This window comes from Chryseobacterium sp. CFS15 (assembly GCF_031118795.1).
In the GTDB taxonomy this organism is placed as follows: Bacteria; Bacteroidota; Bacteroidia; order Flavobacteriales; family Weeksellaceae; genus Chryseobacterium; species Chryseobacterium indoltheticum.
The window spans coordinates 152,396-164,972 of record NZ_JAVHYL010000009.1 but is presented as its reverse complement, the minus strand read 5'-3'; the positions used below and the strand labels follow the sequence as shown (position 1 = coordinate 164,972).

Below are 12,577 nucleotides of genomic sequence, written 5' to 3'. Positions count from 1 at the left end.
TTTATGTTTAAACTTCAACAAAAAGACTTATTTAAAATATTAAATCGAGTGATAATAGTTTTAAAATTAAGAAAAAGGATTTGCTTCATTATTTAGATAGTTGAATATTAGCTCATTCCGTCGAATTGTTGTAGATTAGTAAAAAGGCTTATGTCTTTTAGTTAAAAACACAATCTAACAGAAATCTTAATTCCCTATTTCATCAATCATCATTAACGATATTAATAAATGTAAAGCATAATTCTATTTTTTTAACTTAAAAACAATACAAATGAAAAAATTAAATCTAATTTTCGGTCTACCAATCGCCTTATTGGTTACTTTCACAAGTTGTGGAAATGACAACTACTATTACCCCGAAGCTCCTAAAGTCTACGAAGAAAAAGTAGTGGTCGCAAACAGGGGTGGAGGAAGTGTAAGCTTTATCGATGCTGTCACTAACCAGGTAAGCAATGTCGCAATTTCCGGTTCTGAACCAATGTATGTGGTTTATGTTCCTGCCAAAGACAAAATATTTGTTGGTGACAGAGCAGGAAAGAAAATTCATATCATCAATCCTCAAACTAAAGCAGTTGAAAGCTCTATAAATGTTGGGAACGGGGTTTTCCATATGTGGGCAGATGGATTAGGAAAGCAACTTTGGGTGAGTAACGATATCGATAATACTATCTCCGTAATCGATCTAAACACGAATACTGTTGTTAAAACAATTAATGTCGGCATGAAACCACATGATGTATTTGTAACCAAGGATGCAACAAAAGCTTATGTTTCGGTTTTTAATGCTGATGCAGCAATGCCCGATAAAGTTTATATGTATTCTACTTCAGATTATTCGAAAACGGGAGAAGCAAATGTAGGGAAAGATCCACATTTGTATCATTTATCTACGAGTAACAAATTGTTTGTTGCTTGTCAGTCTGGTCAAGTATATGCACTGAACGGCAGTAATCTGAGTCTGATTTCTAATAATGCATTTACTGGTGCACACGGCATATTTCCTTCTCCCGATCTGAATACAGTTTTTGTAACCAATATTACCGGACAGCAATTATATTCTATCAATGCTACAACAGGAATGCAAAACGGAATGCCATTAATGGCCTTAAATGCAACACCACATAATATTGTGGTAAATGAAGACGGCAAAAAAATGTATGTCACCCATTCAGGTGGTGCTGCAACAGCTGTATCAACTTATACAATTAACGGAACTACTTTAACTGCAGGTACAACGATTACAGCCGGAACCAATCCTTTTGGTTTAGCTTATTACAAAAGAGAGGTTAAATAAATAACGATTAGTTTTTTAAATATCATAAGCTCTTTTCATCAATTTAAAAGAGCTTATTTTACTCTTTAAATACGTTAAATAGCTGAATTAGTTTGACTATAGTGCACAAAAAAAGACTGCCATTAGATGACAGTCTCGGATAAAAAGAAGTTATTATTTTTATTTTGCTTTAAAATACACTCTTCTATTTGCTTTATTTTTCCATTCTGGACATTTTGAAGCTGGGTCACACTCAGGATATTTCAAATCTGTTTTTCCATTTCCTTGTGCATCAAGTTTGTTTGATTCTACTCCATTTTTGATCAAATACTGTTTTACATTATTTGCTCTTTTTTCAGATAGTCTTTTGTTGTACTCTTCGCTTCCTCTTGCATCAGCAGCACCTACAACAGTATAAGATCCATTTGAAGAATTGATATAGCTTACAGCATTATTCAAAATCGGAGTGTTGTTTGATAAGATTTTATCTGAATTTAATTCAAATTCAATTCCATCTAATTTAGTTTCAGATTCTGCAACTACACCAGATTCCTGAGTAGCAACCGGACAACCGTTGTTTTCTACAGGACCAGGAACTGTTACACATTTATCTAAAAGATCAATTACTCCGTCTAAATCAACATCAAGTGCAACACCTGAACCATCAACTCTTGCTCCTGCAGGAGTATCTAATTGTCTGTCCCAGTCATCGCAAACACCATCATTATCGGCATCTCCGCTCTTACAAACTTCAAGATCATTTACTTTTGATTCTAAAACCTCAGTTCTGTAATAGATTTCCTGCATTGGGTCATGCCACATCAAGTGAGATTCGTGTTTTCCTAAGTTAACTGTCAAACCTAAAGTTGCATTAAAGAAGTTATCTGAAGTCTGGTCTGATTTCTTGTTAATGTCGCTATACTGCGCTCCACCTCCATCAAATTCGTCATCAGTAGTAACTACATACATCAATCTACCTTCAAGATCCAATCTGTTAGATAATTTGTATTTTAAACCTGCACCAGCCTGTCCGAAGAATGACTGTAGTTTGAATGGTTTTACCTCAGTCATTAACCTTTGGCCTGCATCGTCTTTCAGGTAAGCTCTATACGCCAATGTACCAATCCCAGCATAACCGTGTAAAGCCCATCTGTAAGGAGATTTGTTATCTACACGTCTCATAAGATTTGAGAAGTTGATATCTCCCAAAATAGAGATTGCATCGTATTGAGTTCTAGCCCCAACTTGCATATTAGCTGCAGCATTTGCAGGTGCAGGATCTTTGGTATTAAACCAACCTTGTCTTGTTTCGCCACGATCGTACTGTAACTTAAGTCCGAAAGCGTGTGTTATCGCTTTATCAACACTGAAATAAGCTGAATAACCAATTAAATTTTTTCCGCCTCCATTTTTAATAGAAGTTAAGTCAGCAGACTGCATCAAAGGAACACCTCCACCAAAGGATATTGACCAATCATTAAATCTCTTTGCAGATTGAGTAAAAGGCTGCACATTAGCAGATCCTGAAGAAAATGTGTTAGGATACTCACCATTGTTTGTAACCTGAAGTGAATCCTGTGCAAATGCAGTAGCTGGTAACGCTATCGCCAGCGATAAAATTGCTAGTTTTGATTTCATATAAAAATTTTAATTTATTGTTTAAAAATAGTAGAATAAGTAAAGGATTATTGATCCCTTAAAACTTATCCATTTTCCCAAAGCACTTACCAGTGCGGGTTTTCAGCTGTGTGATCTTACATTCAATTACTGTACCAAAAAATAAAATTCTTGTGTTGTAATTGGTGATTTAATTTGTAACCAATTGATATATAGTAAACTTAAAACAGTAATTTATTTTAAAAACAAATAAGAAATATTCCTTTTTTATCCAAAAATTTAGAAGCATTATGTTAAATTTAAGATGAAAAAAATTCATTTTAAAACGTTCAAAATAAACGATAAAACAACAATTCTAAATGATAATTCATAATATTAAATTAGATTACAAATTGTAGTACTATTTTCGCAAAAGAATTTTCTGTTTAGCATTAATTTATCATTTAGTGTAATAATTCAGGAAAATATTCATTTTTGTGACTGGTTTTTTGTTCAAAATAGTGTAAACTCAATTGCTTTTTGACATCAATTTCTAGAAGAATATGAATTTTGCTTATGCTGAGATAAGTCTAAACTTTTTGGCACGGGGAAATCAAATGAATTATGTGAAATAAATGATATAAAAAAGAAAAAGGAACCGAATATTATTCAGTTCCTTTTTTAAAAGTTTTTTTCATCAGTATATTAATGAAAATTATAAGAAAGACGATAAACATCTCTAAAATAAATTTCAACTTCTGAAACTTCTTCATATTTGGGTACCTGCGTTGATGACTCAGAGAAACTTATATTTTGAGTCACTAAAGGTGATTTTAGTTTTTTCTTGCATCCGCAATAGTTAAGATCATTTTTCCTGTGCTCATTCAGCTGAACTGTTTTTATGGTAGTATATTCAAGTTGCTCAGCTTTACTAAAACTAGATTGGTTTAAGGTAAAGAAAGGTTCACCATGATAAAAGTAATGATCAATAATTTCCGGATTATTTTTTTGAGACGCATCCGCATAGGTTGAAGCATGATATCCGCTACACTTTTGGCAAAAAGCCACCTTGATAAAAATCTGTTCCATACATTAATTTTGCTGTTTGTTGTATTACAGATAGTATGCCATAATCCTATACAGAAGATATTTTTTGTTCTTTTATTTTTTATCTATAACTTAAACAAAATGAACTGATCAAACATATCATATAAAAACAAAAAAAAATTGAAATAATACTATTATTTCAATTTTATATAAGATAAAAGATTAACCTTCGTCTTTAGTATTTTTGACCAAACTTATCCCCGAGGAAAAGAAAATCAAGCCAATGATACCTGCGACGGCAAGTGTAGTATATGCAGTGCTTTTATTAATTAATTCATATCCTGCATAAATTAAACCAACAATTCCTAATACAGTAAGAATAGTTCCAAAAATTCTTTTAATGTTCATGATAATATTATTTTGATGACTACAAATCAAGATATGTGCCTTAAAATATTTTAAAAATAAAAAAAGATTATTTACCCATAAAATCAGCCTTATTTTTAATTATTCAAAAATAAAATTACCTGTAATCTATTGAGATAAGAAATTCTATTATTTGGAACATGTTTTGTTTATCATTGAATATGACACATTTATAAATGATGGAAAAAAAACTTTTAAAAAAGAGGATACCAAGGAAAAAAATAATTCTTTGGATTTTTCTGGGATTTGTGACATTAATGGCCATATTTCCATTTGCATTAGATTTTTATCTGCAAAAAAAACTTCCCGATCTCATCAATGAAAAAACACCATACAAAGTGGTGCTTAAAGATTTCAAATTAAGTTTACTTAAAGGTAATCTTACTGTGAACGACCTTGCAATTACCACAAAAAACCCTAAAGATCAATACGTTACTCAAATCAATGGAAAAATAAAAAATCTTAATATTACAGATTTAAGTATTTGGAAAGCAATTTTCAGGAAGAAATATCATGCAGATCAGTTTACACTTACTGATTCTGATATTAAAATAAAGCTTGCCGCTTCGAAGAAAGACCAAAAGCGTAGCAATAAAAAAATTGATCTTCAAATCAATAATATTGCAATACATAACGTAAACGCAGCTATTGAAAATGGCCGTGGCAAAACGGTTTTTAAAGGACAAAACATCAATGTATTGCTAAAAGATATTAAACAAAGCGCCAGCGGAAACAAAATTCCGATTGCATTTTCAGAATTTAAAATTGATGCAGAAAATGTACAGATTGGCGTTAATGATTTTTATGAAATTGATGCTAAGAAAATTAATGCAGCCAATAAAACACTGCAGCTCGTTCAATTTCATTTAAAACCAATCCAGGCAGTAGCTCAATATAATTCTAAAAATGTTTTTGATTTTTCAACACAAAATCTGGCTGCAAAAGACTTTAATATCAGTCAGGATTCGTTGATCGTTTCTGATATTACCTTTATCCAACCTGATCTGAAAGTATATTCTACCGGAAAAAACACAGTTGACAAAAGTAATAATTCAAAAGAGATCGACTTGAAAATTGGTTTAAAAAATATTACTTTTCAAAAAGGGAAAATCAATGTTTTTCAGGTCAATAAAGAAAAGACAGCCTCCGTTGAAAATTTTAATTTTAAGATGAGTGATATCGTCTTTGACAAAAATACCGTTAAGGAAAAAATCCCTTTCCGATTTACCAAACACGATATTGAGGCCGAGAATATTTATTTTAAGGCAGATCAACTACAGGCTGTGAAAATTAAAAGTATTGCTTCGCATAATGCCAATATTACTATCAATGGTTTTCAGGTTTTAGCACTGGGGACAAGCAGTACAAAAGATGTATTTTCCGTAAGCACAGATCAAATAAAAATTTTAAATAACAAAAGCAGATATATAGGTCAGAATCTTGAGATAAAACTTGATGGAATAGAAGTAAATAATCCTTCAGTACAGATTATAACGGCAACAAAAAATAAGAAAAAAACTCAAAAAGCCGCTACGCCGCCACCGTTTACCGCTCATATTGGTTTTATCCGTGTCAATAACGGGAAAGTTTTACAAAATACGCAGAATGTAGAAAAACTTGCCGTTGGAAAACCAGATATTAAAGTAGATAAAGTATTTAGAAATACTGAGCGTTTTAAAGAAAAAACGGCCTCCGTTGAAAATTTTAATTTTAAGATGAGTAATATCATCTTTGACAAAAATACCGTTAAGGAAAAAATCCCTTTCCGCTTTACCAAACACGATATTGAGGCTGACAATATTTACTTTAAGGCAGATGAGCTACAGGCTGTGAAAATTAAAAGTATTGCTTCGCGTAATGCCAATATTACGATTGATGGCTTTCAGGTTTTAGCATTGGGGAAAAGCAGTACAAAAGATGTATTTTCCGTAAGCACAGATCAAATAAAAATTTTAAATAACAAAAGCAGATATATAGGTCAGAATCTTGAGATAAAACTTGACGGAATAGAAGTAAATAACCCCTCGGTACAAATTATATCGGCATCAAAAAATAAGAAAAAAAGCCAAAAAGCTACTACTCCACCAACGTTTACCGCTCATATTGGTTTTATCCGTGTCAATAACGGGAAAATTTCACAAAAAAAGCAGAATGTAGAAAAGCTTGCCATTGGAAAACTGGATATTAAAGTTGATAAAGTATTTAGCAATACTGAGCTTTTTAAAAAAGACATTCCTTTCAAAACAGAAAAAAATTATGTTAATGCAAAGAATATTCGTCTGGATGCGGGCAAATATTATTATTTGAAAGTTGCAGAAATAAAAACTACCGGAAAAAATACGGACATCAGCGAATTCAATTATCTTCCAAAATATTCGAGAGCAGGTTTCAGTAAAGTAATTGCCAAAGAGAGCGATTTGTATACCATTAAAGTAAAAAAGATCAACATCAAAGATCACAATACACAACTGGGTAAAAACAGCAGTATCGATCTCAGCAAAATAAGCATTGATGGTCTACACTGCAATATTTACCACGATCTTGCCCCACCTGATGATATTGCGGTAAGATATCTATTCAGTAAGAAATTACGTGATGTGAAAATTCCATTATTCATTAAAGAAATATCTATTAAAAACTCAGATCTGGAATATGAAGAAGATGCTGAAAAAAGCAATATTCCGGGAAAACTGACTTTCAATAATTTCCAGGCAGTGATTACGAATGTAAATAATGCAAAAATAAAAGGTCGTTCTACTATAATCAATACTGATGCATCTTTTGATTTTTACGGAAAAGCAGAAACTAAAGTCAACTGGAAATTTGATGTTAAAGATCTCGCCGACAAGTTCACCATCAAAGGAGACATACAAAAGCTTTCTGCTGAGAATGTCAATTTGTTTGTGCGCCCGTATTTAAATATTACTTTGGATGGAAATATTGACTATTTAAAATTTGACTATTATGGATCTCAAGAAGGTATTGCAGGAAAGTTTTATTTCAAATACAATGACATGTACGTAAACTTCCTGAATAAAAAAGGAAACGAAAGAAAATTCTTAAATACGATTGCCAATTGGTTTGTGAAAAACGAATCTAAAGGAGAACCGGGCCATGTGGTTATTGATAAAAAACGAGAACCCGAAAGAAGCTTTTTCAGTATGCTTTGGCAGGGAATTATGGAAGGTCTCAAGAAATATCTTATATAAATTTAAATTATTCTTTTTCCGGGATTAATAACTTTCCCCAATCGTTTAGTTGCCAAAGAATTTCAATGAGCTTTTCGCCAATTTCGGTTAAAGAATATTCCACTCTTGGCGGCAGTTCGTTGAAACTTTCTTTGGTTAAAATGCCATCCTCAATCATTTCATTGAGCTGTTTGTTTAAAACACGCCTGTCAACATTGGCAATTCCTCTCAAAAATTCGCTTGGTCGTTTTTTGCCCTCATTAATTTGCCAGACAATAGGAATTTTCCATTTTCCGCTGATTGAATTTACAGCGATTTCCAACGGACAAATTTTATTTTCAGCGACTTTTTCCTCTATTTTCATATGATTGAGTTTTTTATCCCTATGTGCTAAAAATATGCGGTATTGCCAGTATTAAAAAGCTTTTCGAGATTTGCAAAATTAATCATAATATAAGGATATAAATACATTCTATACATTTGTGGATGTAAAAACTTAATATAAAAAAAATGCTAGAATGCTATGACAGAAATAAAACGTAAAGGTTCTCGTTCCACAAAAGATATTCCTAAAGACATTCTGGAACAGTTGAATCGTGGAGAAATTGAAACAGCAAATTTAGTGGAATGGTTAGCTGTTGACCAGCGTCTTTTGCTGAAAAATTTATTGAAACAATTGGAAAGAACTGCATATTTAAAACCCATATTAACCGGTATTGAAAACCTGAAAAAACAAACTGTAAACACCATTAATAAAGCAATCGGAACCGGACTTTTTGAGCAGTCATTAAAAAATGATGACACCGAAATATTGACAATTATGGCAAACCATGCGTCAGATTTAATCCGTTGTTGGGCGACTTATACAATTGGTAAAAATCAAACATTAGACATCGGTCAAAAGCTTGAACAAATTCAATGTTTTGCAGCTGATAAGCATTTTGGGGTAAGAGAAATTTGTTGGTTAGCCGTAAGGTCAAGCATTGCAAAAGACTTAACAAAAAGTATCGAAATATTATCAAACTGGACAAATCACAAAGATGAAAACGTGAGACGGTTTGCCAGCGAAGCAACAAGACCGAGAGGCGTTTGGTGCGAACATATTGAAGAATTGAAACATAATCCTGGATTGGGTTTAGCAATTTTGGAACCTTTGAAATCTGACAAATCAAAATATGTACAAGACAGCGTTGGTAATTGGCTAAATGATGCAAGCAAAACACACCCGGATTTTGTGAAACATCTTTGCGAAAAATGGAAGCAAGAAAGCCCCACAAAAGAAACCGCTTATATTATCAAAAAGGCATTGCGGACACTTGAAAAGTAATGGAGCTAACTTAAAAACTCAAAATTATTTCGATATTTGAGTACTCTTGCCAATTATTCCAAATAATTCTAAAAAAAGACTTTCCTATGCTTTATCAAAAAGATAACATTAGCGATATAATTTAATTTTGAATATTAAAAACTTACCGTAAATTGTAAAACCGTATAAACAAAAATTCCCGACATAAAATCAACATTTAACCACTCATTTTTTATGATTAATCTATACCGCAAAACAGCAATTATCGAAGGGATATCTTATTTAATTCTCCTTTTTATTGCAATGCCCATCAAATACATACTTGATATATCGGAGCCTGTAAAATATTTTGGCTGGATTCACGGGATTTTATTTTTGTTTTATATGGCAATTCTCATTATCACTTCTCTGAAATACCGATGGAGCATTAAAAGAATTATTATCTACATCGTAGGATCTGTACTGCCTTTCGTACCTTTTATTTTAGACAAAAATTTAAAAAAGGAATATCCCAATACTTAAGAGCAAAGAACGAAAAGTCAATTTTTTAAACTTTCACAATACAATAAACTAATAGTTTTATTAATTATTTTTAGCGTTTACAGAACTTTCTTGAGAAAACACAATAAGATTATTCCAATTAATGTGAAATTTACTTTGCTAAGACAATCAGTTGTTTTAAATTTGACGCTGATAATATTTGCAAAAAAACTACATGAAAAAACAAATAAGTTTAGCCTTCTTAATAATAGGCAGCTTAGCCTTTGCCCAGGAAAATAGTACTTCGACAGTTAAAGATACAGTTCAAAATACCAAAGATATACAGGAAGTTCTGATAAAATCGCAGCGTAAAAAACAATTCATAGACAAAGCAGTTTACAGTTTCGACGAGGAAGCTTTAAAAAAAGCCAGATATGCAAATGATTTACTCCAGACTTTACCTGAGCTTCAGTTTGATCCTATTTCCAGCAGCATTACAAGTATTAAAGGCGGTAAATTTTTATTGTTAATCAATGGGGTTGAATCTACAGAATTACAGGCTCGAGGCATACGACCGGAAAATGTAGTACGAGTTGAGTATTATGACAATCCTCCTACCCGATGGGCAACAAGAGCAGATACTGTGGTTAATATTATTACGAGAAATCCGGAAGTTGGTTTTGCAGCAGGAACTTCTGTGAGCTCTGCATTAACGACCGGTTTCGTCAACGGACAGGCCTACGCAAATTACACAAACGGAAGAAATAATATCGGTCTCGAATATTCACTCAATTTCAGAGATTATGATAATCGTGCTGTCAATAGAGTCTACGATTACACCTTGCAGAATTCTCATTACAATACCAATGAAAATAAAATAGATCATTTCGGATATACTTATCAGGATATTGCTTTAAGATACACCAATTCTTTAATGGATAATTATGTGTTTCAGGCAAAATTTTCAATGAATATTTTCAATTATTTCTCTAAAGGAAACGGGCAAAGTATTTTCACTAAAGATAACAGCTCAGAATTGCACGGAACTTCACAATACAGCGGAGAAAATTACAATCCGCCAAAGCTCGATCTTTATTTTTCTAAAAAACTAAGTAAGACAGATGAAATTAGTTTCAATATTGTAGGTTCTTCCTATACCAGCGAAAGTTTTGAAGTTGATAAAGAATGGGTAATTGGCTCCGGAAATATTGTTTTTGATAATGATATGAATCTGAAAGCCAAGCAAAACAGCATTGTAGGTGAAGTTGCCTATACACACGATTTCAAAGCAGGAAAGCTAAGCACAGGATATAGAATCGATAATAATAACGTTGATAACAAACTTGAAAATTTAGCTGGAAATTTTGATTATTCTGTTAATTATTTAACTCAATACCTTTATTCGGAATTTGCAGGGAAAAGTAAAAAACTGATGTATCGGATCGGTTTAGGTTTAACAAATATTCATAATAAAACCGCAGCAACAACAGATGATGACTGGACAATTACTCCTAAAATTATCTTAGGCTACGAACTCAAAAAAAATCAGAGTCTAAGATTCACAAGCAGCTATACGCCGTACAGCCCGGGAAGCGCATCATTAAGCCCGAATATCAATCAGGCTGTTCCCAATATTTTATCTACAGGAAATCCTTATCTTAATATACAAAAAGCATGGAATAATAATTTAAATTATTCTTACAACAATAAGTTTTTTGATTTTAATGCCAATTTATTCTACAATTATGTAGACGATGCGATCAACAGTATCTATGTTTTGTACAATAACAATACTCAATATGCATTAACATATGAAAATGCTCAGTTTAGTTCTCGAGCGGGAGTTCAGTTTATAGGATCTGTAAAGCCTTTTGGAAACAGGTTATTGGTTATTAAAGCCAATATTTATCCTACAATGCAACGTGTAAAAACAAACTCGGGTGCTTTGCTTAAAAACAATTATTTCGGAAACAATTTTACCATTTCTTCAGAATATAAAAATTTAAGCCTTACTTATATGTTCAATATTCCTGTTTATACTTTAAGCGGCGCTTTTTTGAGTACCAACGAAAATCAAAATCACATTTTTGCCAATTATAAAATGAAAGACTGGACCTTCACTACCGGAATGTACTGGTTGGGAATGCCATCAAGATATAAAACCAAGACCCTTGACGAAAGTTTGGTAAACTACTCTGCAACAACCAATATTTACAACAACAGGAATATGTTTATTCTGGGAATCGGTTATGATTTTGCCAAAGGAAAAAAGAATGAAGTCAACCGTAAATTGAATAATGATACCGCTCCTGCATCAACATTCTGATTTTTTCATCAAAAAATAAATAATGTAGCCATGGCCAAGACTTTCGAGCCTTGGTTTTTATTTTAGTACGTACTTGATTATTTTTGTGAAAATTTTCTACGCTTAATAAAAATAAAATGTAATTTGTCAATAACAAAGATCTGTTTGGTGCAATGATAAACATACAACATGCAAGAAAAACTTACTTTTAAACTGGTTGAGCCTGATCGGTCTTTAGCAGATTTTGTCTATTGTTTTTCTTCGTTGCAGAATATTTCACATCAAAATAATGCTGTTGTTATTCCTAATGGAAAAGTTGATTTGATATTTTCAAAGTTAAATGATAATACATTTACTGTTGCATTATTGGGGCTGGAAACAAAGCCTAAATCCATTAATCACGAAGTTTCAAACTTTTTTGCCGTTAGTTTTAATCCTTTCGCTATTGAGTATATTTTTAATGATTCAATTGCTGATATTCTGAATTCAGGAAAAAAACTGGAGAGTAATTTTTGGGGAATCACTGCTGACGATCTGAATGACTTTGATAATTTCTGCGAAAAAATTACACAAAAAATCTCTGAGATATTGCCGAATAAAACAGATGAAAGAAAACGCAGATTATTTCAGTTAATTTTTGAATCAAATGGCGAGATTCCTATTAAAGAAATCTCCGAAAAAATATCGTGGAGCCCAAGACAAATCAACCGTTATTTTAATAAGCAATTTGGGCTTTCCTTAAAGGCATATTGTAAAATACTTCGCTTCCAGGGGTCACTCAGCCATATTAAAGATGGTGAACTCTATCCACAACTTAATTTCACAGATCAATCTCACTTCATCAAAGAGATAAAACAACTTTCCGGTGTTTCGCCAAAAGAATTACACAAAAACGAAAACGACCGATTTTTACAATTTTTAGTGTACAGCCAGAAGTAATTTTGCAGTATAAAATT

The 12,577-nt window shown here is 32.2% G+C and carries 10 protein-coding genes; 6 read left to right on the top strand and 4 right to left on the bottom strand.

Annotated features, from left to right (window positions below; genetic code table 11):
• Positions 1-271: 271 nt before the first annotated feature.
• Complete coding sequence (locus OH814_RS15060; protein WP_308828724.1) at positions 272-1,294, top strand: YncE family protein; 1,023 nt, start codon at positions 272-274, stop codon at positions 1,292-1,294.
• A 159-nt stretch (positions 1,295-1,453) separates the two neighbouring features.
• Here the strand turns inward: OH814_RS15060 and OH814_RS15055 are convergent, their stop codons facing one another.
• The 3 genes from OH814_RS15055 to OH814_RS15045 form a co-directional block, all read right to left on the bottom strand.
• The gene (locus OH814_RS15055; RefSeq protein WP_308828723.1) at positions 1,454-2,911 is read right to left on the bottom strand and encodes an OmpA family protein; all 1,458 of its coding nucleotides are present in this window, start codon (positions 2,909-2,911) and stop codon (positions 1,454-1,456) included.
• Positions 2,912-3,574: 663 nt separating this feature from the next.
• Positions 3,575-3,958 carry a hypothetical protein gene (locus OH814_RS15050; RefSeq protein ID WP_201134551.1) on the bottom strand — a complete coding sequence of 128 codons (384 nt, stop codon included), beginning with the start codon at positions 3,956-3,958 and terminating at the stop codon, positions 3,575-3,577.
• Between the two features lie 180 nt (positions 3,959-4,138).
• Complete coding sequence (locus OH814_RS15045; protein ID WP_115619208.1) at positions 4,139-4,324, bottom strand: hypothetical protein; 186 nt, start codon at positions 4,322-4,324, stop codon at positions 4,139-4,141.
• A gap of 197 nt (positions 4,325-4,521) precedes the next feature.
• Here OH814_RS15045 and OH814_RS15040 point away from each other — a divergent pair, with 197 nt between their 5' ends.
• On the top strand, positions 4,522-7,551 hold the full coding sequence (locus tag OH814_RS15040) for a hypothetical protein (protein ID WP_308828722.1): 3,030 nt from the start codon (positions 4,522-4,524) through the stop codon (positions 7,549-7,551).
• Between the two features lie 7 nt (positions 7,552-7,558).
• Here the strand turns inward: OH814_RS15040 and OH814_RS15035 are convergent, their stop codons facing one another.
• Positions 7,559-7,894 carry a helix-turn-helix domain-containing protein gene (locus tag OH814_RS15035; RefSeq protein WP_308828721.1) on the bottom strand — a complete coding sequence of 112 codons (336 nt, stop codon included), beginning with the start codon at positions 7,892-7,894 and terminating at the stop codon, positions 7,559-7,561.
• A gap of 159 nt (positions 7,895-8,053) precedes the next feature.
• Here OH814_RS15035 and OH814_RS15030 point away from each other — a divergent pair, with 159 nt between their 5' ends.
• The 4 genes from OH814_RS15030 to OH814_RS15015 all read left to right on the top strand — a co-directional run bounded on the left by OH814_RS15030 (position 8,054) and on the right by OH814_RS15015 (position 12,560).
• Positions 8,054-8,857 carry a DNA alkylation repair protein gene (locus tag OH814_RS15030; RefSeq protein ID WP_308828720.1) on the top strand — a complete coding sequence of 268 codons (804 nt, stop codon included), beginning with the start codon at positions 8,054-8,056 and terminating at the stop codon, positions 8,855-8,857.
• A gap of 213 nt (positions 8,858-9,070) precedes the next feature.
• Positions 9,071-9,358, top strand: coding sequence for a DUF3817 domain-containing protein (locus tag OH814_RS15025; RefSeq protein ID WP_115619212.1), 288 nt, complete (start codon positions 9,071-9,073; stop codon positions 9,356-9,358).
• 193 nt (positions 9,359-9,551) lie between these two features.
• Positions 9,552-11,642 (top strand): outer membrane beta-barrel protein, encoded by a 2,091-nt coding sequence (locus OH814_RS15020; protein ID WP_308828719.1) that lies wholly within the window; start codon positions 9,552-9,554, stop codon positions 11,640-11,642.
• A 168-nt stretch (positions 11,643-11,810) separates the two neighbouring features.
• Positions 11,811-12,560, top strand: a complete 750-nt coding sequence (locus tag OH814_RS15015; protein ID WP_308828718.1) for an AraC family transcriptional regulator — start codon at positions 11,811-11,813, stop codon at positions 12,558-12,560.
• Positions 12,561-12,577: the final 17 nt, after the last annotated feature.